We start from the raw sequence: 22,509 nt of genomic DNA on the forward strand, positions 1-22,509 counted from the left end.
AGCAGATCCTGGTGCGTGATGATGGCGATCAACCCGAGTGCCGGCGCAGGCGATCAGCGTCCCGCATCATCCTGAACGATCAACACCAACAGCGGGAACGCGGGGGACGCGGAGGTGGCGGGGGTGCGCGGGAAACGGCGTCCATCATCCGCCACCGCTGTCGATCTGTCTGGATAAAATGGTGGCCGGGCGCGCGATCCTCCGCGCACCCGGCGCACCCCTCCGGCGGTCTGCCGCCCAGCCCCCTGGGTGCCGGCCGCCAAAGGACCTACTTGTTGTACAGCGACACGCCGTAGGAGCACGGATTGGCGCTGCAGCGGGCCATCACCACGCGAATGCGGTGGTTGCCGCTGGCCGCGGCGCGGAACTCCAGCACCGGCACGTCGTCGTCCAGCACGTCTTCGGCGATCTTGTTGCCCGACGGATCAAACAGTTGCAGGTCCATGTCGCTGCAGTCGCCGTCGCACATGCCCACCATCAGGTACTCGCGCCCCTGGTTGAGCGTGATGCCCACGTCTTCCTGCGTGCCGTTGTTCAGCTCGCCCGTCGCCGGAGCCGTGGTGGACGGCGAGTAGCCGCGCTGCTTGGCCAGCTGCCCCGCGGCGGCGATCAGCCGGGTGACGGTGGCGTCGGGCGAGGGGCCGCTGCTGGGGCCCGCGTTTCCGGGGCACGCCGCCAGCGGCGCAATGGCGAGCAGGGCGGCAAACGTGCGGATCTTCATCATCAGAAATCTCCAGAGAAGGGGTGTGAGGAGCGTTATTGTCCGGATTTCACCCGCAGGGTGTACCGGCCCGTCTGTCCCGCCATCAGCGAGTTGGCCCGGATGATGACCGGCCCCGCCGCCCGTGCGGTGTACGTCACCTGCGCGGTGGTGCCGCCACCGCTGTCGTCGTCGCTCACCGCGTCCAGCAGCGCCGTCCCCGCGCCGCGCCGCCCCACGTACAGGTAGGGGTCGAACGCATCCGACGAGAGCCGCACCTGGATCTGCTCACCCGCGTGCGCCATGTAGACGAAGTCGTCGTAGCGCGAGTCGTCATCCAGCCGCGCATCGCCGTCTTCCAGCGCGCCCGCTTCCAGCCGCCCCGCCGCCACCATCCGCGCGACCGCGGGCCTGACCGCGGAGACGGCGGGGGCCCCCGGGGACTGCGCATCCGCCCGCGTGGCGAGGAGCAGGGCGCAGAGAAGGACGAGGAGCGGGCGAACAGGCATGGGTGTCCGTCGGGTTGGGACCGGCACGTCCGGTGACGCGCCGCAAGCTTACGGGGGTGGCATTGCTCCGCCGTTTCCTGGCCGTTGCGGGCGGCGTAACCGCTGCGGCGCATGGCTCTGCGAACTGCCGTTCCGTGTGGATGAAGCGCGTCTTCAGCCGCCGTGCGTGCGCCGCCACTCCGCCACACGGCGCTGTACCTCCGCGCGCTGGGCGGGAGTCAGGCGGGCGCGCAGGGCCGCGTCGATCGTCCTGCCCTCCTCGTCGTCGGCCAGCGCTTCGCGGCCGAGGTCCAGCCACACGGCGGCCGCCACGTCGTCGCGCGGGGCGCCGCGGCCGCGCGCCAGCATCTGCCCCAGGTTGCTCTGCGCGCCGGGAACTCCTTTTTCCGCCGCGCGCGTCCACCAGCGCACCGCGTCCGCGTCGCTCGCGGGAACGTTCTCGCCCAGGTAGTACAGGTTGCCCAGCAGCTCCTGGCCGCGGCCGTATCCGCCTTCCGCGGCGCGCCGCAGCATCGCCATCCCCGCCGGGATGTCGGCGGCCACCAGCTGGCCCTGCATGAGCACGAGGGCGTAGTTGTACTGCGACTCGCCGTGGCCGCCCTCCGCCGCGCGGCGCATCCACTGCAGCGCCTGCGGCATGCTTGCCACCACGCCGCGACCGCCCGCGTACATCCCCGCCAGCGAGCCCATCGCCTCCGCGTCCCCCGCCTCCGATGCGCGCTGCAGCCAGCGCAGCGCCTCGGCGTCGTCGCGGGCCGTACCGCGTCCGGTGGCCGTCATCAGCCCCACCATGCGCGCGCCCTCGGGCTTGCCGTGCTCCGCCGCAAGCCGGTACCAGCGCAGCGCTTCCGCCTCGCTGGCCGGCACGCCGCGCCCGGATTCGTGCAGCAGGCCGAGCAGATATTCCGCGTCGCGGTAGCCGGCGCGGGCTGCGCGCGTGTACCAGCCCACCGCGCCGGCCTCGTCGCGCGCGGTGCCGCGGCCGTTCATCATCATGTTGCCCGTGGCGAACATGGCCTCGGGCACGCCGCCCTCCGCCGCCGCGCGAAACCAGCGGACCGCCTGCGCGTCGTCCTTCACCACGCCTTGGCCGCGGTCGTAGCGGCTGGCCAGGTCCGCCTGCGCCATGGGGTTGCCGCCCTCGGCCCAGCGCCGGATCATGGCCACGGAATCCGCCGTCGTCCGGGGCGCGGGGGTGCGCCGGACTACCACGCCGGTGGCGATCTGCCCGCGCCGGCCCATGGCGGCTTCCGAGCAGTTGCCGCTGTAGCTCATGTCGCGGGCGGCCACGCCACCGGGGGCTTCCAGTTCCAGCCGCTCGCGCACCTGCGCCACGGCGGCGTCGCGGCCGCGCACCACGCCCAGCGGAAAGGCGCCCTCGTCGCGCCCGGTGCCGCGCCCCAGCCCCGCGAGCATGGCGATTTCACCGCGCGAGGCAGGGACCGGGGCCTCCACGATGGCGAAGTGCAGCGAGTATCCGTTGCCGCCACCTGTCGGGGTGAAGCGGTACGCCACGTAGCAGGCGGTCTGTTCGGTCTGCGCGGCGGCCCGCGCCCCGGGAACGGCGAGGAGTGCGGCGCAGAGGGAGAGGCGGAGCGAGTGGGAGGGCATGGTCCGTCTGGGTTGAGGCCGGGGCGGCGGGTCCGTGACGCCCGGCAAGCATACGCGGAGGGCATTGCTCCACCGTTTCCTGATCGTTGCGTTTGCTATAACTCGTTGCTGCACCAGAGCCTGCAAACTGCCGTTTCACACGGAGGCCACGGAGGAGGCACGGAGGACACGGAGGAACTGACACGAAAAAACCTCACACAGAGCCGCAGAGGCACAGAGAGAAAAGCAGAAAGACCGGAGATCAGATCTCTTCAACTCTTTTTGTCTCTTCTCTGCGTCTCTGCGGCTCTGTGTGAGGCCCTTCTGTTCCTCCGTGCCCTCCGTGCATCCCCCGTGACCTCCGTGTGAAACGGCAGTTCCCCCGCACGCACCCACGCGAGATCCGCCGCACGCCCGTTCGCTGGCCGTTGCTGCCTTGCGTAGCACGTTGCGGGGGCGCATTCTCTCTGTCCGCCGGCGCACAACCCTCCCTTCAGCCTGGCCCGCGTGTCCCCCCCCATCCAGCTTCGCGTTCTCGGCGCCACCGATCTGCGGTCGGCGGACGGAGAACCGCTCCGCCGCATTCTGACGCAGCCAAAGCGCACGGCGCTCCTGGTGTACGTCGCGCTCGCGCGCCCGCGCGGGTACCAGCGGCGCGAGCGACTGCTGCTGCGCTTCTGGCCGGAAGCCGCCACGGACCGCGGCCGTTCCGCCCTGCGTCTCGCGCTGCACCACCTGCGCAGGGAGCTGGGCGAATCCGTCCTGTTGAACCGGGGGGATGACGAGGTCGGCTTTGCCGATGGATCGCTCCGGTGCGACGCGATCGACTTTGAGGCGGCGGTGCAGCAGGGGCGGTACACGGAGGCGCTGGAGCTGTATCGCGGACCGCTGATGGCGGGATTCGAGTTGGATGGATCCGCGGAGTGGGACGACTGGCTGGGCGGGGAACGCGCGCGCCTGGCCCGCCTGGCGTCGTCCGCCGCCACGGCGCTCGCCGCCCGCGCGGAGGCGGAGGAGGACGCCGCGGCCGAACTGCGCTGGCGCCGCGCCGCGGTGGAACTGGACGCGGACGACGAGGTCGCCCTCCGCGCGCTGCTGATCGCGCTGGACGCGGCGGGAAACCGCGCCGGCGCGCTGGCCGCCTACGAGGCGTTCTGCCGCCGCATGCGCGCGGGCTTCGACTGTGAGCCCGCGGCGGAAACGGCCAAGCTGGCGCAGGCCATCCGCGACCGCCGCCCCGCCCCGGTCCGCCCCGCGCCACCCGTCGAGCCCTCGTTTGCCGAAGCACCCGTCCCGGCGGATGCCTCGCCCGTCATCGATCCCGCGATCACGGCGGATGAACGGCCCTTCATCGACCTACTCGCCGTTCATCCACCGAGGCCCGCTTCACCGTCCTCGCAACGGGTTTCGGTGGCGGAAGATGCGTCCGCGCCGCCGTCCACCCGCGGCGTGCGGCGGCGCTGGCGTGCGGTGCTGGCCGGGGTGGCGGTGCTCGCCTGCGCGGCGGTGGCGTGGCCCGCGCTGCGCGGCGGCGTGGGCGGGGATGACTCCGTCGTGGCGACGCGCGTAGCCGTGCTGCCGTTCGCCGTGCGCACCGGCGCGCCGCACACGTACCTGGGCGAGGGGATGGCGGACCTGGTGTCCGTCCGGCTGGACGGCACCGGCGAGCTGACGACGGTGGATCCGTATGCGCTGCTTTCGTTTCTGCGCAGCCGTGGGGACGATCAGACCAGCCTGGAGGCGGGGCGCCGCGCCGCCGGCCGCTTCGGCGCGGGGCGCTTCATCCTGGGCACGGTGATCGAGGCGGGCGGACGGCTGCACCTGACCGCCGCCGTGTACGGCGCGGACGGCCGGCGCCTGGCGCGCGCGGAAGTGGCGGATCTCAAGGAGGATAGCCTGTTCGGCGCGGTGGACGGGCTGGTGCGCACGCTGGTGGCGGAGGGGATGGATGCGCCGCCGGAGCAGCTGGACCGCACCGCCGCGCTCACCACGCAGTCGCTCCCCGCGCTCAAGGCGTACCTGGCGGGTGAACGGGCATTCAGAAAAGGGGCGTTCAAGCGCGCCGCCGAGCAGTTCGCGCTGGCGGTGGAGGGCGATTCGTCCTTTGCGCTCGCCTCGTACCGGCTGAGCGTGGCGCAGGACTGGGCCGCGCAGGACGGCTCCGTGGCGGCCGCCCGCGCCATGCGGCTGGCGGACCGGCTGTCCACGTCAGACCAGCAGCTTCTTCGCGCGCGGCTGGCCTTTCGCACCGGCTCCGCCGTGGCCGCCGAGCAGCTGCTGCGCTCGCTGGTGGCCGAGCGGCCCGACAACGTGGAAGCGTGGAACGAGCTGGGCGAGGTGCTGCACCACCGCGCCATGTGGCGGGGCCGCTCGCTGGCCACCGCGCGTCCGGCGTGGGAGCAGGTGATCGCGCTGGATTCGTCCAACGTCAACGCCCGCCTGCACTTGGCGTACATCGCGGCCCTGCAGGGGCGGCGGGCGGAGCTGGACAGCCTCGTCCGCTCCGTGGCCGAACTCAGCCCGGCGCACGAGTCGCTCACCCGCACGCGGGCCGTGCGCGCCTTTGCGCTGGATGACGAAAAAGGACAGGCGATCGCGATCGACACGCTGCGCGCGCAGAGCGCCGCCCCGCGCGACGCCAACGATATCCCCGCGTGGGGCGCGGCGTGGCGCACCGCGGACTTCCTGGGCGACCCGGAGGCCGGCCTGCGCCTTGCCGCGCTCATGACGGAAAATGATCGCGGCGCGCAGAGCCGGCTGGTGGGCTACACGACGCGCGCACACATGCAGATGGCGCGCGGGCGGTGGCGTGATGCGCGGGTGCAGGCGGATTCCGCCGCGCGCATCGACCGTGACTACGCCGTGCGCACCTGGGCCTTTCTGGCCGCCTTCTTTCCCGCCGCGCTCCCGGCGGACGAGGTGCGCCGTGCCTATCGCGATCTTGCCGCCTCGCCCGTGCCGCGCGCGCTGGGCACCGGCGGCGTGGTGGATGAGGAGCGGGGCCGCTATCCCGCCGCGCGCCATCAGTACGTGCTGGGCGCGCTCGCGGTGCGGATGGGCGACGCGGCGGAGGCCAACCGCCGCGCCGCCGCCCTTGCCGCCATGGTGGACACCACCGCGGCCGGACGCTTCGCCCGCCACCTGAACGCGCAGCTTCGGGCGCGTGTTCGCGCCGCGGCGGGAGACGTGCCGGGCGCGCTGCAACTGGTGCAGAGCGGGTGGCCCGAGCCGGTTCCGGAACTGTTCGTCAAGGACGATTCGTACAGCACGGTGGCGGACCGCTTCTTCCGCGCGCGGCTGCTGGCCGCTTCCGGGCGCGATGCCGAGGCGCTGGCCTGGTTCGGCAGCCTGCCGGAAGACATCAGCCGCGGCATCATGTTTCCTACGGCGGCGGAAGAAGATCAGGCGCGCATTCTGGAGCGGATGGGCCGCCGCCGCGAAGCCGCTGAACACTACGCGCGCTTCGCCCACCGCTGGCGCCAAGCGGAGCCGGAGCTTCTGCCCGCCGTCCGCGCCGCGCAGCAACGCTCCGCCGCCCTGCAACCCGGGCCGCGCTGACCGCGTCGATCACGCGGACCGGACGGAAAGTGAACCGCCGTTCACAAGGACCAATGGTGCCCCCGCGAGTCCGCCGTCAAGGCGGAACGGTTCATCCGCCGGATGGCGGGTGGCGGTTGGCGAGGGAGATTGCGCGTTGCGCGAGGGATTCGCGCCCGTAGGGCCGAGAACTCGGTTCGCGCGTGCCTCGACCTTCCGCCACCGTCCGGGCTGTGGCGCGAACCGGGGGCTCGGCGCCGTTGGCAACAGCTGTATCGTTGCCTACGGCGCGCGAAGCCCGGCCCCGCGCAGCGGGGACACGCTCACATCGCAGCTTTTCTGGTCTCTATTCCAACGACAGATCCCCAGCTCCCCAAGCCGTGTCCTCACCACCATCCACACCGCTCCCGCCACACACGTCCCGCGCGCACCCCGCCGACCTCGCCACGCTGCTGATCCTGGCGGTGGTGACGGCGACGCTGGCGGCGGCCGTGGCGCGCGGTGTTCCGCTGGAGCGCGACCTGGCCGTTCATGTCGCCCTGCTGGCGGCTTTCGGCGGGATAGCGTTCACGCTGCGGCGGAATCCGGACGCACGCTGGACGCCGTACGTGCGCGGCGTGGCGGTAATCGGGATGATGTTTACGCTGTACAGCACGCTCGGCCATGTCGCCTTCCGTGCGATTCCCTGGCTTGCCGACCCGGCGCTGGAGCGCGCGGACCGGCTGCTGGCGCTCGGCCGGTCACCGTCGCTGCTGCTGCAATCCGTCGGCACGCCGGGGTGGACGGAGTTTCTGAGCGTGTTCTACGCGGCCTTCATCCCCTACCTGTACCTGAGCATTCTGCTGGGGCTGATTGGGCGCCCGGCGGCGCAAAGGGATGAGTTCGTGACCGCGTTCGCGCTGCTGTACACGGCCAGCTTTCTGGGCTACCTGTTTCTGCCAGCGCGCGGACCCATCGTCTACATGGCGGACGCCTTCAACGCGCCGCTCGCCGGCGGACCGGTTCACGCCACCATCGTGCGCACCATCGACGGGCTGGGCGGGCCGCACGGCGCGTTTCCCAGCCTGCACGTGGGCGCGTCGTTTCTGGCCGCCGCGTTCGACCTGCACCGCGGCGACCGGCTGCGCGGGTGGATCTACGTTCCGCTGGTGATCTTGATCGCCGCGGCCACCATCGTGCTGCGCTATCATTATGTGGTGGATCTGGTTGCGGCGGTTCTGCTGGCCAGCGGCGCCCTGTACGCAGCGCCCCGCCTGCTGGCCCGCCGCGCGGGAGCCGGACGATGATTTACCGCCTGTTCCGCGCAATCTGGCGAGCCGCGCTCTTCGCCTTTTTTCGCCGCGTGGACGTGCAGGGGCGCGAGCGCGTCCCGGTGCGCGGCCCGCTGCTGCTGGTGAGCAATCACGCGAACGCGTTCGTCGATCCGCTGCTGGTCATCACCGCGCTACGGCGCCCGGTGTCGCTGACGGCCAAGAGCACGCTGCGCCGCAACCCGTTGCTGGCAGCGCTGATCCGCGCACTGCACGTGATCGAGTTCCATCGCGGGCAGGACCGCGCGGAAGGCGCGGATCCGTCGCGAAACGTGGATGCCATGGCGGCGTGCCGGCGGCGGCTGGCGGAGGGGGGCGCCGTGTGCATCTTTCCGGAGGGCGTCAGCCACTCGGACCCGGCGCTGCGGCCGTTCCGCACGGGCGCGGCGCGCATCGCGCTGGACTTTCTGGCGGAAGCGGACCCCGGCGCGGCACTTACGATCGTCCCGGTCGGCTTGCAGTATGAGGAGAAGGAGCGTTTTCGCTCCGCGGCGGGAATCGTGTTCGGCGCGCCGCTGGATGCCGCGGCGTGGCTGCGCGACCATCCAGAAGCCGACGCGGGCGCGCTTACGGCGGAGATGGAGTCCGGAATCCGCGCGCTGACCGCCAACTTCGCCACCGAGCGGGAGGTTGCGACCTTCGCCCGGGCCGAGGCGTTGTGGAACGCCGCCGCCGAACCGCCGGTGCCGCTGGACCGCGCGGAGCCGGTGGACATCACGTTGCGGCTGCAGCGGATCCATCGCCTGCAGGACGGGCGCGGGTGGCTGGCGCGGGAGCGTGCGGACGAGCTTGCCGCGCTGGAGCGGCGGGTGGATCAACTGCACGGCGCGTTGCGGGAATTGGGTGTCTCGCCCGACGAACTGTTCCTGCCGATGGATGCGGGGCGCGCCGCCTTTTTTGTGCTGCGCGAGGCGGAAGTGATGCTGATCGGGGCGCCGCTGGCGGCGTGGGGCGCGCTGAACCACGCGCCGATCCTGCTTACGCTGCGCGCGCTGGTGCGGCGGAGGTCCACGGATCGCGATCATTTCGCGTCCAACGCGGTCTTTCTGGGCCTGCCGATCGTCCCGGTCTTCTACGCAGTGCAGATCGGCGTCGCGGGGCTGCTGCTGCCTGCGTTCTGGACCGTGGTGTACGCGGCCAGCCTGCCCTTTACCGCCGCCGTCGCGCTGCTGTATGCCGACCGCGCGGGGGGCGTGGTGCGGCGCGCACGTACGTTTCTACGGTTCGCGCGCCGCCCCGAGCACCAGCGCCGACTGCGCGCCGACGCCCTCGCCATCGTGGACGACCTGCGCCTCCTGGACGCGGAACTGACCGCGCGTGAAGAGGCCGTCGCAGGCGGAAGATGATGGTTGGGCGCCGCCACAGATTTCGGCGCTGGTGGCGGATACTGGTGATCGGCACGCTGTCCTGAGCGAATGAATCCGCCGCTCAAACAGCGGTAACCCCCGACTCGTGGCGCTGACGCGTCCAGTTCGGGGCTTCAACTGCGACACAGCGTCACGATCAGAGCCGCCGCCGGCCCCCACGCTGAGGTCTCCCCCTCTCCCGCTTGCGGGAGAGGGGGCCGGGGGGAGAGGGGTGCCCGCCTCCGCGCGACACCATCCGGAACACGCTGAGTCTCCGTTCTCCTGCCTCCCTGCGTCTGTTTCACGGGGACGGACCGGAGGAGGAGCCCCGAAGCTCCGCGCCGAACTCCATCTTGTGACAAATCCGACTTTTCCCGTCACCATCGAGCACGAATGCACGCACTCCTGGAGTTCCCCGATCCCGCGGCGACGGAAACGGCCGTGTCAGGCGGAAAAGGCGCGAGCCTCGCCCGACTCACGCAGGGCGGATTCGGCGTTCCCACGGGCGTCATCGTCCCGGCAGAAAGCTATCGCGCGTTCCTCGCCACCATTCCCGGCCTGGCGGAACTCATTGCCGCGCTCACGCCAGAAGACGCCACGCGGCTGCACGCCCAGTGCGCCGACATCCGGACGCGGCTCACCGGCAGTCCGTTGCCGCCAGCGGTGGACGCAGCGCTCCGTGAACGCCTCCCCGCGCTCCTGGCCGGCGGCCGCGTTTCCGTGCGCTCCTCCGCCACGCTCGAGGACCTAGTCGGCGCCGCGTTCGCCGGCCAGCACGACACGTATCTCAATGTGGCCGACGTAGATGACGTGATCGACGCCGTGCGCCGCTGCTTTGCGTCGCTGTGGGAAGACCGCGCCGTACGCTACCGCCACGAAAAGGGCTTTGCGCCCGACGCGGCGGCGATGGCGGTCGTCATCCAGCGCATGGTGCGCAGCGAGGTCGCGGGCGTGGCGTTCTCCATGAACCCCATCACCGGCGCGCTGGATCAGGTGGTCGTCAACGCGGCGTACGGGCTGGGTGAGACCGTGGTGTCGGGAGAGGGTGGGATTGACCAGTTCGTTCTCGCCAAGCGCACCGGCGATGTCATCGAACAATCCATTTCCGCCAAGGAGCATGCGCTCGTGGGCGGCGAGAACGGAACCGAGCGCGTCGCGGTGGATGCGGAGCGCGCGAACGCCTCCTGCCTGTCGGAAGCGGATCTCCGTGCGCTGGCGGATATGGTGCGGCGCGTGGAGCGGTTCTACGCCTTTCCACAGGATGTGGAGTGGGCGCTGGCGGAGGGCGATCTGCACCTTTTGCAGTCACGCCCGGTCACGGAATTCCCGGAGCGGTGGACCCGCGACGAGTCCGCGGAGCGCTTTCCCAGCCCCGTCACGCCGCTGACGTGGGACTTTACGATGGACGGCTTTCACGAGTCGCTCACGTACTCGCTGGAGCTCATGGGGCTGCCGCCGTTTCGCGGCGCATGGTTCGACCGCTTCGACGGTTACGTGTACGGCAACCAGACCGCGGTGCAGCTGTTCACCGCCGGCCAGCAGGTGTCGTTCGAGAGCATGGACGAACTGCGCGGCATGCGCGAAACGCTGGTGGAGCAGTACCGCTGGGTTCAGGAGCTTCCCGTCACCTGGGCGCGCGACCTGGACCGCTACCTGCTCGCGCTCGGCCGCCTGGGCGCGGTGCAGCTGCCGGCGCTCACGGATGAGCAGGTGTGGCGGCAGATGCGCGACATCGACGCACTGGGCCGCGCCTACTTTCTGCCCAACATCGCCATTTCCATCACCCATGGCATTCTGCACCGCACCCTATACCGACTGGTACATTTGCTCGCCGGGGCGGAAAAGGCGCCGGTTCTGTACGATGCGCTCAATTCGTTCAGCGAGCTCAAGACCAGCCTGGTGAACGGCGATCTGTATCGCCTGTACCGGCTTGCCGTCGCGGAGCCCGCGCTGTCGTCGCTGCTCAGGGACACGGACCGCCGCCGCGTGTGGGACGACCGACTGCTGGAGAACTATCCGCGCTTTCTGTCCGCCTTCCGGCGGTTTCTGGATGATCACGGGCACCGCGAGGTGGAGTTCGACACGTACGTCCCCACGTGGAGCGGGCAGCCGTGGGTGGTGCTGGAGAACCTGCGGCTGATGCTGATGCAGGGCGACGTTCCCGATCCCGCCACGCGCGAAGGCGACCTGCGCGCCCGCCAGTCCGCGGCGGAACGGGAGTTTCTGGCCGCCGTGCCCGAGGAACTGCGCAACTTCAGCGCGGAACTGCTGCGCCTGGCCCGCGCCTACACCGCGCTGGACGACCTGGAGCACTACCAGACCACGCGGCTGAACCCGCTTTCGCGTGCGGCGGCGGTGGAACTGGGGGCGCGACTGGTGAAGCGCGGCGTGCTGCCCGTGGCCGAAGACGTGTTCTTCCTCCGCAAACGCACGCTGCAACGTTTGATGGAGGAGGGTGCTGGCGACGCGGACGCCACGGCCGAAGCGGCGGAGAACCGCGCCGCGTACGAGCAGCAGCGCGCCACGCAGCCGCCGCGCGTATGGGGGCAGGACAACGCGCCCCCGCCGGAGGGTGCGCTTCGCGGGCTGCCCGGCTCGCCCGGCGCGGCGGAGGGGCCGGTGTGCCTGGTTCACGGCGTGGAGGACTTTGCGCGCTTCGTGCCCGGTTCCGTGCTGGTGGCGCGCACCACCAATCCCGCCTGGACGCCGCTTTTCTACTCCGCGGTCGCGGTGATCACGGAGAGCGGCGGGCCGCTCTCGCACGGCGCGGTGACGGCGCGCGAGGTGGGGATTCCCGCCGTAATGGCCGTCCACGGCGCCCTTTCCGCGCTGCGGGACGGCGAGGTCGTGCGCGTGAATGGAACGCAGGGTGCTGTATCCCGTCTCTGACGGATAATGCTTTATCTTTGATGCCTTATTTCATGCGGAACGATTATGAGATCCAATCAGATGACGGTGATCGTGGCGGTTGCCCTGCTCGTTGCCGCCTGGGTAGACGCGAGCGCGAAACGGACGCCCGTCGTTGGCGCGGCTGTCGGGAGCACGCCTGTACAACCACCTCCCGTCACCCGCGAGCCAGTCTCACCGCCAGATCCCGTGATCGGTACGTGGGCCGAGCCCCAGCGCCCCATCGCGCCCGTGGCGGAAACGGAGCCGATCGCCGACGAGGTTGATAATGGTCTGGCGCCCTATCCCGCCTGGAACGGGTACGACCTGGACTGCTCCGACATGGACCGTCCCGTGCGCGTGGATGGCCCCGATCCGCACCGGCTGGATCGTGACAACGACGGAGTTGGGTGCGAGAGCCGGTAAACGAATCGCCCGTGCGGACTTGGTCCACACGGGCGATTCGATCCGCTCGGTACGGCGCATTGATCAGTTGAAGCCTCGATCGTGGACGCATCAGGGCCATGAGTCGGGGGTTCCCGCTGTTTGCGCGGCGGATTCATTCGCTCAACCAACTTCGCCCCCGCGTCTCTCCACGCCGCCTCACACCCAACCCTCCGCCCGGATCAGCTTCTGGATTCACCCGGCTCCGACGTTGGTCCCGCCGCCTTTGCGCGGCCGATGTAGCCCATCATCTCGCGCATCTCGGCGGCGTCCATGCCGTTGACGGTGCTCTCGCTGTCCCATACGGCGCGGGCGCTGCGCTCGATTCCCGGGTCGCCGCCCGTGAACTCGGCCAGCAGCCCCATCCACCGGCGCGCCAGTTCCTGCACGCGCGGCGTGGCGGGATCGGTGCCGGCGCGCATCTCCGTCCGCACCTCGTCCATCAGGCGCGGCCACTCGCCCTCCACCTCACGGATGCGGTCATCGCCCAGGATTTCGCGGCGCTGGTTCAGCTGCTGCATCTGCTCGGGCGTGTAGTACTGTTCCATTCTCGTAGTCTCCTCGATGGCGTGAATCAGTTCGTCGGGAGAGACGCGGATGGCGGCGTGCAGCCCGGCCGCCACGCGGTCCAGCCGGTCCGCAAGCCGTTGCTGCGCCTGAATCTGCTCGCGCAGACGGGCCGCGTGCATCCGAACCACCTCCAGTGGCGCCATGCCGTCGCGCAGCACCGCCCGGATGTCGTCCAGCGCGAACCCCAGGCTGCGCAGCGAAACAATCTGCTGAAGCCGGCCCACGTCGTCCTCCGCGTACAGCCGGTGCCCCGCCGCCGTCCGGTGCGACGGCGAAAGCAGCCCGATCTGGTCGTAGTGGTGCAGCGTGCGCACGGTCAGCCCGGTCTGTTTCGCCAGTTCGCCCACTTTCCAGGTCCGCATCCCCGAATCCCCCCATGTTTCCTGCGTGTGTCGTGGCCACGAGAACATGCTAATCCCTGACGCTGCGTCAGGTGCAAGGGCTGGACTGAAATCCAACCTCGCTGTCGGAAAGAGGCGGATCGTGGCGCAAGCAGTCGCGAATCCGCCCCGTGCGGCATCTGTCCGCCAGCCGGATCGATAAGCTGTTGCTCTGTAGAGCTTTGCGTGGACGGGTCCCAGCGTGGCGGATCTGCTGAGAACTCGGCATCGGCAGCGGCGTACTACTCTGCTTCTTCCCCCCGTACCGCTGGATCGATGCCCAAGCCGACTACCCGCCGCAGGACCAGGCGTGTCCCATTCTGGATTACGATGGACCTGATGTGGGTCCGCGTGGTCGCAATCGTCGCGATCTCGTTCGCGATCGTCGTATTCCTCCAGAATCGGCCACGGATGGGCAGCATTGCGGAATGCATCGACCGCTACGAGGCTGCATCCACACCGCGGGACTCGTCCCGGATCGACAGCCTGCGCCCGTACGAATCCAGGAAGCTGCGCGGCGAATCCTGCGGCGCGCTGCGCAAGTCGCCCGCGTATGCCCGCGCCCTGCACGACCGTCATCTACAGCCGCACCCGCGCGCCTGAGCGGTCGCAATGCCGGGCCTTGGGCTGCATCGTTTATCTCCAGGGATAAGCGTCGGCCCGGTTGAGCATGCGGCTGTTCACCACAACAGTTTCCGACGATAGGTGTGGACGGGAAGTTCACGGCGTAAACATGTCGAATCGTGCAGCCGAGTCCGTCACGGTTGCGGAAGCGAGGCTCGTTTCCCCGCCTGACCCGATCTCCGGATCGCGAAATCCCCCCCTCCATCGGGGTTTTCCTCCACCCCGGCACCTGCCTCCACAGTCCGCGAAGGCGGACTTCGCGCCGTTGTTGCCGCGACTTCAGTCGCCCCAGTCTCACTCAGCTCCATCTCGTGCTGCCCACGCTGTAACCCGTTCTGCTGCAAGTATCTGCATCAGATGATCCCGGCGCGCACCCACTTGCGCGTGGTGTGATCAAGGTGCTTTCCATCCACACATAATCAGACTACTTTAGATACGCTGCTGCCGACCGGACGCAGCGGAGCCGTACCCAAGCGGCCATCGGCTCCACGTCATCTCCACTCCCAGGGAGGTCACCATGGTGTCCAGCGAACCGATCATCGGTCCCATCAAGCCGTACGGCCCGCCCATCCGCGACGCGGTGGCCAGCGGCGACACCGGGCGCATGCGCCGGGTGAGCGACAACGCCCACCGCTGGCTGGAAGAGTATCCCCATCACAAGGACGCCGGAGAGGTTCGCGCCGCCCTGGCCGACCTGGACAGCGCCCTCACCCGCGCCTGAGCGGAGCCCCCATGGAAACGGTGCCGGCCCGATTCGTATCGGAACACGACGTACGCAGCAACGTTCCGGTGCACGTGGTGTGGGAGTTGACGCTTGCGTGCAACCTCAAGTGCCAGCACTGCGGCTCGCGCGCGGGCCGGCGCCGTCAGGACGAACTGAGCACGGACGAGGCGCTGGCCCTGGTGGCCGACCTCGCCGCGCTCGGCACGCGCGAAGTCACGCTGATTGGCGGCGAGGCCTTCATGCGGCGCGACTGGCTGCAGATCATCCGCGCCATCCGCGACCACGGAATGTCGCCGTCGCTGCAGAGCGGCGGGTATCGGCTGACGGAGGAAAAGGTAAAGGCCGCGGCCGACGCGGGGCTCGTTGCGGCCGGCGTATCCATCGACGGCCCGCCGGAACTGCACGACCGGCTGCGCGGCGTGAAGGGCTCGTTCGACTGGGCCATGCGCGCACTTGCCGCCATGCGCGACAACGGGCTGGTCGCCAGCGTGAACACGCAGATCACCCGCGACGTGATGCCGCACCTGCGCGAAATCCAGGAGCGCCTGATGGACGTGCGTGTCCGCAACTGGCAGGTGCAGTTGACGGTCGCCATGGGGCGCGCGGCGGACCATCCGGAGTTTCTGCTGCAGCCGTACGAGCTGCTGGAGCTGATGCCGCTGCTGGCGGAACTGTACCACGCGGGCGAACCGCGCGGCCTTCTGCTCCAGGCGGGCAACAACGTGGGCTACTTCGGCCCGTACGAGCACCTGTTCCGCGGCTACGGCAACGAGCAGGCGCACTACACCGGCTGCCAGGCGGGAACCACGGGAATCGGTATCGAGGCGGACGGCACCATCAAGGGCTGCCCGTCTCTCCCCACCACGCCGTACGCGGGCGGCAACATCCGCGATACGCCGCTGTCCCAGATGTGGCGGGAAAGCGATGCGCTGACCTTTGCGCGCGACCGCACGGCGGACGACCTGTGGGGCTTCTGCCGCGGCTGCTACTACGCCGAAATCTGCCGCGGAGGGTGCAACTGGACCTCGCACTCGCTCTTTGGCAAGCCGGGCAACAACCCGTTCTGCCATCACCGCGCGCTGGAGCTGGATGCGCACGGGCTGCGCGAGCGGATCGTGCAAGTGGCAGCGGCGCCGGGGTGCTCGTTCGATCACGGCGAGTTCGAGCTTATCCTGGAGCCGGCGGACGGCGCGGCGGAGACGGTAAACGTGATGGAACTCGCGCGGCGGTGGAACGGATCGTATTCCGCCGACGCGGTGCCCGCCGCGCCCTCGTACCCGCCGGCGCATGCGGGGGCGCGTCCGTCACGCCTGCGCGCCACGCCGCCCATGCTGGTGATGTGCCACGCCTGCAGCCGCATGGTGGGCCCCGATGAGGCGTGGTGCCCGTTCTGCCAGGCCAGCCTCAAGGAGTCAGAGGAGCTGCACGTGGTGCGGATGGAACGCGCCCGGCAGGCCAGCCAGCGCATTCTGGAGTTGATCGGCGCCTGAGCGGGCCGTGTGCGAACGACACGGATGCCGCCATCCGTTGTCTCTGTAGCAGCAGCTGGGTCGAGGGATTCCGTGCGCCTCCGCTGGCGATTCTGGTGGATGGCGGCGCGTCCTCTCCGGAGGACAAAGAGGGTCGTTTACGATCCGCTTTACGACAATGGCGAGGGCGTGAAATCGCCTGTCAGGAAACGCGGGTCTGGTGCGTTGTATGATCGTAGGGCGAGCAGGGACGCAGGATTCCGAACCGTTGCACTTCACGATCCCGGCACCGAAAGGTAACGAACGATCGTTCGGCACGGATTCTGCCAGATCCGGTAGCAGGTCGCCACCGGACGGCGCGCCATCACACCCCGCCACGGGAGGCGCTTATTCGTACCTTGGGTGTCAGTCTCATCGCCATCGCGGCCGTCGTGGCGAGCCTTGCCGTAGCACGCCAGCGTCAGGACGACGCGCGGCTTCCGGAAGGCGACAAGAGGCCTCAGCTTTCTCCCGCGCACGGGTCTCTGGATCTGGACCAGCTGCGCGCCGCGGGGATGTAAGTCTCCGCTGGTAGAACGCTCGCAATCAGGGGCGCGGATGTCCTCCCCGGGACGTCTGCGCCCCTTGTTGCGTCTGTCATCCAGCCACTCTGGAGAGGTTCCGCCCCCACGCCACTGACGGATCTCCGTACGTGTCCGGAAATCGGGCGCCGAACGCCTCCGTGCGGGATGCCCCCCAGACCCTCTCCTTCGCCCTTGGTGTCATCCAGAGGCGGTGTTGAGAAAAACCCCGGTCTGTTCTGCCTCGATTGGTCCACGGGCCGGCTCACGCCGCAAGGCGTCATCCTGAGACGCCGACGGAGGATGTGTCAGCGGCACCGTAATCTGGCGCGGACGATGGATCTGCTTTCCCCGCGAGAACGGGCGTGCGTGTCGCGACGTTGGCTCGGCGGGAGAGCAGATCCTTCGGTCGCGCATGACCCGGCGGGATGGAGAGGGCGGCTCCTGCTCCCTCCGGATGACGCCTCACGGCGTGTTCGCTTACGTGGAACGCTGCCGGCGAGCAATGCTGTACGCGGGCGATGCTCTTTATGAGCAGCGCTGTCTTAGCGACGTAGCCCATTCGCGATGTTTTCCTTGGCGGTCGATGTACTAACAATCAGCGGGACAAGACCTTGCCACGCCAGGAATGATCCAGCAATACGGGTGCATGTTGATGGCGGCATGGGTGCCGATCGCCATCACATTATCCGGAAACGCATGATGCTGGAGCCAAGTTGATGCAGGGCAGAGCAGTGGGTGCCGACGAGAGTTTCTGCCACGGACCATGGGAGCACACGGCCCATCTCAAATTGACATAACGGGTTACGGCGGTTAGCTTCCCAACGTTGAAACGCGATGACGGATGCGGCCGGAACAAGCCGGCGCATCCTTTCGCATGACCAGTAGACCCGTATCCGTGAGCAACAACGAGAGCCGAAACAAGCCGGTAAAGCCTGGCGCCACCGAGCTGCGTAACGACTTTCGCTCGCTGATCCGTTCGCGCGCGGTTCAGGCGCTGCTGCTGGGCACCGCCGCCGTGCAGGCCGCCGTGGGCTTCACCGGCGGCGCGCACGACAACGACGGCAAGCTGCACCGCGGTGTACTGCAGAATGCCGTGCGCGAGGGCGTGGCCCTGCGCCTGGCCCCCAACGTGGTGAGCGCCCCGGCCCGCCTGGCCGCCGCCACCGGCGCCGCGGACGGGTCGCCCGCGCTGGCGCTGGCCGACGAGTACCGCGCCCAGGGCTACCAGATTCCCGACGAACTGGCCTCCAAGATCTACACCGCCGCGGTGGAGAACGAACTGCCGCCGGAACTGGCCTTTGGCCTGGTGCGCACGGAAAGCGAGTTCAAGGACTACGCGACCAGCCACGTGGGCGCCATCGGCCTTACGCAGCTCATGCTGCCCACCGCCAAGTGGTTCAAGAAGGGCGTCACCGAAGACGATCTGCGCGACTCCGACACCAACCTGCGCATCGGCTTCCGCTACCTGGGCGAGCTGATCGACCGCTACCACGGCGACGTGGAGCTGGCGCTGACCGCCTACAACCGGGGCACCGGCACGGTGGACCGCGTGCTGGCCAAGGGCGGCGACCCCGACAATGGCTACGCCGGCAAGGTCCTGGGCCGCGGCACCGAGTAGGCGCACCGCGCCGCGGACGCAAAAAGAGGGGCCGCATCCACGCCGGATGCGGCCCCTCTTTTCGTTCATCAACCGTGGCGCAGACCGGATCAGATGCCGGACAGCTCGCGGTTCTTGGCGATGTAGTCCGTCCACTCCGGCGGCACATCCGTGTCGGGAAAAATGGCCTGCACGGGGCACTCGGGCTCGCAGGCGCCGCAGTCGATGCACTCGTCGGGGTTGATGTAGTACTGCGCGTCAGCCTCGTAGATGCAGTCCACCGGGCACACCTCGACGCAGCTCGCGTCCTTGGTCCCGATGCACGGCTCGGCGATCACGTAGGGCATATCGGTCTCCAGCCAGGGGTCAGGGATTGGCGTCGGTCGCGGCCGCGCGGGCCGGCAGATCGACAACGTAACAAGCTATCAGACGATTGTAAAGCTGTCGAACGAACGTTCGAGCGGATCAGGCCAGGTGAGTGGAAAACCACTCCAGCGTGGCGTCGGCGGCGGTCCGCAGCTCCGGCGTGGCGCCCGCGTACGGGTGCTTCGACCCGAAGGTGTGGTCACCGCCCTCCACCACCAGCAGTTCCGCCTCGTCGCCCGCCGCGTCAAAGAGCGCGTGCCCCTCCTCCACCGTCACGGTCGCATCCGCGTCGCCGTGCACGATCAGCCACGGAATGGACAGCCGCGCCGCCGCCGCGGGAATGTCGAGCCGCTGCTGGTTCTGCTCCCAGTCCGCCCAGTACGCGGGACCCACGGGCATCATCTGCCTGGTCCGCGTGTTTTCCACCTCCACTGTGCCGCCCGCGCGCCAGGTGGCGATCTGCTCCGGCTTCCACCGCGAGGCGACGTCGCCGATGGCGGCCCAGGTGGCGAGCGCGTCCACCCGCGGATCGTCCGCCGCGGCTAGGACCGCTTCGCCGCCGCCGCGCGAGTGCCCCATCAGCCCGATGCGCCGCGGCGTACGGGGAAGGATCGTGCCGCTGGAGACGGCGTCCAGCACGGCGCGGATTTCGGCCACGTTGCGGCTGTGCGTCTGCTGGGCAAAGCGGTCCAGCGCGGAGAAATCCACCCCGTCGTCGCCCAGCCCGTTACGCGAAAAATCGAACGTGACCGCCGCGAAGCCCCGCTGCGCCGCCGCCCGCGCCAGGTTGGGAAAGAAGTTGGCGCCGCGAAAGCCCTTGAAGCCGTGGCAGATGACCACCGCCGCGGTGGGCCGCAGCCCCGCGCGCACGCGCACGTCGCCGCGGATGGGCGGGCCGCCGTCCGCGGCGCGGATCTCGAAGTCGGTGCGGGTGAACGCGGGCATGGGCCTCCGGATGAGGAGCGGTGGTCAGGCCGCCATGGGGCAGCCGCGGCAGGGAACGGCCTTGGGACAGCCTTCGCACGGAAGCTCCGGCGCGGCCAGGTCGCCGATGCGCTCCTTTTCCTCCGCCAGCCGCAGAGCCAGGTAGCGCATGCGGCGGGAATTGGTGGGCTCGCTGAACTCGCCTTCGCGCGCCAGCCCCACGGTTCCCGTCGCGGCGGAGGCGACGATCTCCCGCACCTGCGAGATCTCTTCCGCCCCCAGGCGGCCCAGCCCGGCGAGTTCAAAGCGGGGCGAGCGCTCCTGCACCAGCACCTGCCGGGCAAAGGAGATGAACATGGAGCAGGCTTCGGGGCAGGGCACCGGGGCGTCGCCCGTCACCTCGCCCTCGGAGGGCATGTCCAGCGGCGTCTGCGCGTCCACGCTCCACGCCACCCGGCGCAGGCAGACGGCGTCGCCGCAGCAGGCGCGCACGGTGTTCCGCACCACCTGGGGCGGCAGCAGCTTGACCGCGCCGTACATCCCCGTCTGCCGCGCGGCGACCTCGCGCCAGTGCGTCACCCGCAGCGAGTTCGTCCGCCCCGCGTGCCAGTGCACGGCGCAGGCCGGGTACAGGTACTCCAGCGCGGTCCACAGCCCGGGGCCGTCCAGGTCCACCAGCGCCCACCCCTGCCGCAGCGACGGCGCCGTCTTGAGCGGCCGGTGCTCGCCCGCGAACGTGGTCTGCGCAATCTCCCGCGCGGCGAACGGATCGCCGCTGACGAAGGCGACGGTGTCCAGCGTGCGGAACTCGTCGCGGCAGTGGCGGATTTCGTATCGCCCCTCGCCCGTGCGGCGCAGGCGGGCCTCCAGAAACTCGCGGCCGTCGTGCCCCGCCTCGTCCACCCAGGCCAGCAGGGCGGCGCGGGCCTCGGCGACGCCGGCGGGCGCGTGCCCGCCGCGGTCCTCGCGCGCGTCAGACACCGGCGGCCTCCACGGACAGCCCGGCGGGAACGCGGGCGCCGGCTTCGCGCGCGCGCTGCAGGACGATGTCGCCCACTTCCGGAAAGGTGCCCACCGGCGGCGCGTAGAAGATCACCTTGCCGTCCTTTTCCGTCACCGTGCTCACCGCGGGGCGGTTGATCCCCAGGTCGTCGGGAATGGTTTCCTGCGTGTGCCATCCCTCGGCGACAAAGAAGGGAACCAGCACCACGCGATCCTCTTCCATCGACTCCAGCACCTCCCCCACTTCGGGCTCCTGGTCCAGAAAGCCGGTGCGCACGTGGCCGAAAACGGCGGCTTCGTCCGCCTCGCGGCTCACGCGGTAGATGACCTCCGCCGAGTTGCTGTTGCGCTCCGTGCCGTGCCCGATGATGATGAGCCCCGCCCCGCGCGCCTGCTCGTCCGAGAGCCCCGCCGTTTCTTCGGCGCGGCGCAGGATCATGGACGCCATGCCGGGGTGCGTGCCCACGGGGCCGGCGTAGTGGATGGTCTTGCCCAGCTTGCGGGTGACGGAGGGCGCGGGCCCGTCCAGCCCCAGTTCACGGGGGATGACTTCTTCCGTGAAGTAGCCTTCGGAGATGAAGAGGGGAACGACGTACACCTCGTCGGCTTCCACCAGGTCGAACACCTCGCGCATGGAGGGCTCTTCCTTCCAGAAGCACTCGCGCACCTCGTCAAACGCGCCGGTGGCGCGGATGGCCGCGGCGTGGCGGTAGACGGGTGCGCTGCTCTCGGCGTTCAGGTGCGACCCGTGGCCGATGATGATCAATGCCTGCACTGCACTTGCTCCTTCGACGATCGTTGTGCGAGCGCCGAAGATGCGAGCGCGGGGGGCGGGGGGCAAGGGAAGAGGGCGGGGGCGGATGGTCTGGTGCGCGGGGCGGAGTTCACGGGCGGCCCCCACCCGGGCCGGCACAACCGGCCCACCCTCCCCCAAAAAAGACTGGGGGAGGTTGTTGGCGGGCGGATGGTCTGGCGCGTGAAGCGGAAATCGATGCGTGCCCACGCTGTCTTGAGCGAATGAATCCGCCGCTCAGACAGCGGGAACCCCCGACACGACGCCCACAGGCGCCGTTCGGGGCTTCAACCGCGTTCGGTCTCCCGCGGCGAAATGGGGTGTGCTCCCTCTCCCACATCCGTTCGTGGGAGAGGGTCGTCGTGCGCAGCACGCGGGGTGAGGGCCCCCGCCGGCGGCCGCGCACCAAGCCAGTCGCCGCCGCCGAACCGCCTGCCCCTGAACTCGGCTATCTCCACGAAAGCCCTTCTTTTCTCCGCACGGTCCAAGGTCCGGCTTGTGCTTTGCGTACGCCCGGGAGATGTTGTCCCGAGCTGCAACTCGCCGTGGTACCAGTCAACCAGCACGTCCTGAAAGTCATGCCGAACCGCCTTTTCGCCCGTGCGCTGCCGCTGCTGGTTCTGGCCGTTGCGCCCCGGCTGGCCGCGCAGCAGGCGGCGCCCATCCTTCCCGGCAATGAGGTGCGCGTGCTGGCGCCATCGGTGAGCCCCAACCGGCTGCAGGGCACCGTGGTGCTGTACCAGGCCGACACGCTGGCCATCGAAGACGCGGGCGGCATGCGCTACGCCATTCACGTGGACCAGATCCGCAAGCTGAGCCGCAACCTGGGCTACAGCCGCGCGCGCTCCACGCGCCGCGGCGCCATCATGGGCACTTTCGTGGGGACGGCGGTTGGCCTGGTGAGCGGCCCGCTGATCTCCATGGAGCGCAAGGACGAGCGCTTCGGGCGCACCACGGCCCTCACCGCGGCGGGCGGCGCGCTCGTGGGCGCCGGGCTGGGCGCGGCGGCGGGCTCCCTCTTTGCCGGCGACCGCTGGCAGAACCTGCGGACGCCCATCCCCCGCACCCGCTACGACGTCGCGGTGGGCGCGTCGGGCGTGGGGATGACGTTCCACGTCCGCTGACGGCGGTTTCCGGATGATGAAAAGAGGGGCACCGGCGGGTGCCCCTCTTTT

19 protein-coding genes are annotated in these 22,509 nt (G+C 69.7%); 11 read left to right on the forward strand and 8 right to left on the reverse strand.

Going from position 1 to position 22,509, the window contains the following annotated elements; translation table 11 throughout:
- Positions 1 to 268: 268 nt before the first annotated feature.
- From HNQ61_RS10715 to HNQ61_RS10725, 3 genes are all read right to left on the reverse strand, one after another.
- A complete protein-coding gene (locus tag HNQ61_RS10715; protein ID WP_221239681.1) occupies positions 269 to 721 on the reverse strand; it encodes a ubiquitin family protein in 453 nt (150 codons plus the stop codon).
- 35 nt (positions 722 to 756) lie between these two features.
- A complete protein-coding gene (locus HNQ61_RS10720; protein ID WP_170034406.1) occupies positions 757 to 1,209 on the reverse strand; it encodes a hypothetical protein in 453 nt (150 codons plus the stop codon).
- A gap of 153 nt (positions 1,210 to 1,362) precedes the next feature.
- Positions 1,363 to 2,820, reverse strand: a complete 1,458-nt coding sequence (locus HNQ61_RS10725; RefSeq protein ID WP_170034407.1) for an SEL1-like repeat protein — start codon at positions 2,818 to 2,820, stop codon at positions 1,363 to 1,365.
- 486 nt (positions 2,821 to 3,306) lie between these two features.
- Between HNQ61_RS10725 and HNQ61_RS10730 the strand changes: the two genes are divergently transcribed.
- From HNQ61_RS10730 to HNQ61_RS28285, 5 genes are all read left to right on the forward strand, one after another.
- Positions 3,307 to 6,357 (forward strand): BTAD domain-containing putative transcriptional regulator, encoded by a 3,051-nt coding sequence (locus tag HNQ61_RS10730; protein ID WP_170034408.1) that lies wholly within the window; start codon positions 3,307 to 3,309, stop codon positions 6,355 to 6,357.
- Between the two features lie 359 nt (positions 6,358 to 6,716).
- On the forward strand, positions 6,717 to 7,622 hold the full coding sequence (locus HNQ61_RS10735; RefSeq protein WP_170034409.1) for a phosphatase PAP2 family protein: 906 nt from the start codon (positions 6,717 to 6,719) through the stop codon (positions 7,620 to 7,622).
- Complete coding sequence (locus tag HNQ61_RS10740) at positions 7,619 to 8,992, forward strand: lysophospholipid acyltransferase family protein (protein ID WP_170034410.1); 1,374 nt, start codon at positions 7,619 to 7,621, stop codon at positions 8,990 to 8,992. The genes HNQ61_RS10735 and HNQ61_RS10740 overlap by 4 nt, the downstream gene beginning before the upstream one ends.
- A gap of 393 nt (positions 8,993 to 9,385) precedes the next feature.
- The gene (locus HNQ61_RS10745; protein ID WP_170034411.1) at positions 9,386 to 11,881 is read left to right on the forward strand and encodes a PEP/pyruvate-binding domain-containing protein; all 2,496 of its coding nucleotides are present in this window, start codon (positions 9,386 to 9,388) and stop codon (positions 11,879 to 11,881) included.
- 207 nt (positions 11,882 to 12,088) lie between these two features.
- Positions 12,089 to 12,304 carry an excalibur calcium-binding domain-containing protein gene (locus tag HNQ61_RS28285; RefSeq protein ID WP_205761433.1) on the forward strand — a complete coding sequence of 72 codons (216 nt, stop codon included), beginning with the start codon at positions 12,089 to 12,091 and terminating at the stop codon, positions 12,302 to 12,304.
- 200 nt (positions 12,305 to 12,504) lie between these two features.
- On the opposite strand, the gene HNQ61_RS10755 is transcribed toward HNQ61_RS28285, so the two are convergent.
- Complete coding sequence (locus tag HNQ61_RS10755) at positions 12,505 to 13,254, reverse strand: MerR family transcriptional regulator (RefSeq protein ID WP_170034412.1); 750 nt, start codon at positions 13,252 to 13,254, stop codon at positions 12,505 to 12,507.
- Between the two features lie 348 nt (positions 13,255 to 13,602).
- On the opposite strand from HNQ61_RS10755, the gene HNQ61_RS10760 reads away from it, so the two are divergent.
- From HNQ61_RS10760 to HNQ61_RS10780, 5 genes are all read left to right on the forward strand, one after another.
- Positions 13,603 to 13,875, forward strand: coding sequence for a hypothetical protein (locus HNQ61_RS10760; protein WP_170034413.1), 273 nt, complete (start codon positions 13,603 to 13,605; stop codon positions 13,873 to 13,875).
- Positions 13,876 to 14,413: 538 nt separating this feature from the next.
- Positions 14,414 to 14,617 carry a DUF1843 domain-containing protein gene (locus tag HNQ61_RS10765; RefSeq protein ID WP_170034414.1) on the forward strand — a complete coding sequence of 68 codons (204 nt, stop codon included), beginning with the start codon at positions 14,414 to 14,416 and terminating at the stop codon, positions 14,615 to 14,617.
- An 11-nt stretch (positions 14,618 to 14,628) separates the two neighbouring features.
- Entirely contained in the window at positions 14,629 to 16,110 is a 1,482-nt protein-coding gene (locus tag HNQ61_RS10770; protein ID WP_170034415.1) for a GDL motif peptide-associated radical SAM/SPASM maturase, read from the forward strand.
- A gap of 377 nt (positions 16,111 to 16,487) precedes the next feature.
- Entirely contained in the window at positions 16,488 to 16,649 is a 162-nt protein-coding gene (locus tag HNQ61_RS10775; RefSeq protein WP_183685636.1) for a hypothetical protein, read from the forward strand.
- Between the two features lie 877 nt (positions 16,650 to 17,526).
- Complete coding sequence (locus HNQ61_RS10780) at positions 17,527 to 18,270, forward strand: lytic transglycosylase domain-containing protein (protein ID WP_170034416.1); 744 nt, start codon at positions 17,527 to 17,529, stop codon at positions 18,268 to 18,270.
- A gap of 89 nt (positions 18,271 to 18,359) precedes the next feature.
- Here HNQ61_RS10780 and HNQ61_RS10785 read toward each other — a convergent pair whose 3' ends face one another.
- From HNQ61_RS10785 to HNQ61_RS10800, 4 genes are all read right to left on the reverse strand, one after another.
- Positions 18,360 to 18,596: an indolepyruvate ferredoxin oxidoreductase subunit alpha gene (locus HNQ61_RS10785; RefSeq protein WP_170034417.1), complete on the reverse strand. Its 237-nt coding sequence runs from the start codon at positions 18,594 to 18,596 to the stop codon at positions 18,360 to 18,362.
- 118 nt (positions 18,597 to 18,714) lie between these two features.
- Positions 18,715 to 19,560, reverse strand: a complete 846-nt coding sequence (locus tag HNQ61_RS10790; RefSeq protein ID WP_170034418.1) for an alpha/beta hydrolase family protein — start codon at positions 19,558 to 19,560, stop codon at positions 18,715 to 18,717.
- Between the two features lie 24 nt (positions 19,561 to 19,584).
- Positions 19,585 to 20,520 carry a DR2241 family protein gene (locus HNQ61_RS10795; RefSeq protein ID WP_170034419.1) on the reverse strand — a complete coding sequence of 312 codons (936 nt, stop codon included), beginning with the start codon at positions 20,518 to 20,520 and terminating at the stop codon, positions 19,585 to 19,587.
- Positions 20,513 to 21,316, reverse strand: a complete 804-nt coding sequence (locus HNQ61_RS10800) for a CbiX/SirB N-terminal domain-containing protein (RefSeq protein ID WP_170034420.1) — start codon at positions 21,314 to 21,316, stop codon at positions 20,513 to 20,515. Before HNQ61_RS10800 ends, HNQ61_RS10795 begins: the two co-directional genes overlap by 8 nt.
- A gap of 596 nt (positions 21,317 to 21,912) precedes the next feature.
- On the opposite strand from HNQ61_RS10800, the gene HNQ61_RS10805 reads away from it, so the two are divergent.
- Positions 21,913 to 22,458, forward strand: a complete 546-nt coding sequence (locus HNQ61_RS10805) for a hypothetical protein (RefSeq protein WP_170034421.1) — start codon at positions 21,913 to 21,915, stop codon at positions 22,456 to 22,458.
- Positions 22,459 to 22,509: the final 51 nt, after the last annotated feature.

It is taken from the genome of Longimicrobium terrae (assembly GCF_014202995.1).
Taxonomy (GTDB): domain Bacteria; phylum Gemmatimonadota; class Gemmatimonadetes; order Longimicrobiales; family Longimicrobiaceae; genus Longimicrobium; species Longimicrobium terrae.

Bases quoted from the DNA above. Each gene is read 5' to 3' on its own strand.
- HNQ61_RS10715 (WP_221239681.1), bottom strand. From the start codon at position 721: ATGAAGATCCGCACGTTTGCCGCCCTGCTCGCCATTGCGCCGCTGGCG.
- HNQ61_RS10720 (WP_170034406.1), bottom strand. From the start codon at position 1,209: ATGCCTGTTCGCCCGCTCCTCGTCCTTCTCTGCGCCCTGCTCCTCGCC.
- HNQ61_RS10725 (WP_170034407.1), bottom strand. From the start codon at position 2,820: ATGCCCTCCCACTCGCTCCGCCTCTCCCTCTGCGCCGCACTCCTCGCC.
- HNQ61_RS10740 (WP_170034410.1), top strand. From the start codon at position 7,619: ATGATTTACCGCCTGTTCCGCGCAATCTGGCGAGCCGCGCTCTTCGCC.
- HNQ61_RS10745 (WP_170034411.1), top strand. From the start codon at position 9,386: ATGCACGCACTCCTGGAGTTCCCCGATCCCGCGGCGACGGAAACGGCC.
- HNQ61_RS10755 (WP_170034412.1), bottom strand. From the start codon at position 13,254: ATGCGGACCTGGAAAGTGGGCGAACTGGCGAAACAGACCGGGCTGACC.
- HNQ61_RS10760 (WP_170034413.1), top strand. From the start codon at position 13,603: ATGGACCTGATGTGGGTCCGCGTGGTCGCAATCGTCGCGATCTCGTTC.
- HNQ61_RS10765 (WP_170034414.1), top strand. From the start codon at position 14,414: ATGGTGTCCAGCGAACCGATCATCGGTCCCATCAAGCCGTACGGCCCG.
- HNQ61_RS10770 (WP_170034415.1), top strand. From the start codon at position 14,629: ATGGAAACGGTGCCGGCCCGATTCGTATCGGAACACGACGTACGCAGC.
- HNQ61_RS10780 (WP_170034416.1), top strand. From the start codon at position 17,527: ATGACCAGTAGACCCGTATCCGTGAGCAACAACGAGAGCCGAAACAAG.
- HNQ61_RS10785 (WP_170034417.1), bottom strand. From the start codon at position 18,596: ATGCCCTACGTGATCGCCGAGCCGTGCATCGGGACCAAGGACGCGAGC.
- HNQ61_RS10790 (WP_170034418.1), bottom strand. From the start codon at position 19,560: ATGCCCGCGTTCACCCGCACCGACTTCGAGATCCGCGCCGCGGACGGC.
- HNQ61_RS10805 (WP_170034421.1), top strand. From the start codon at position 21,913: ATGCCGAACCGCCTTTTCGCCCGTGCGCTGCCGCTGCTGGTTCTGGCC.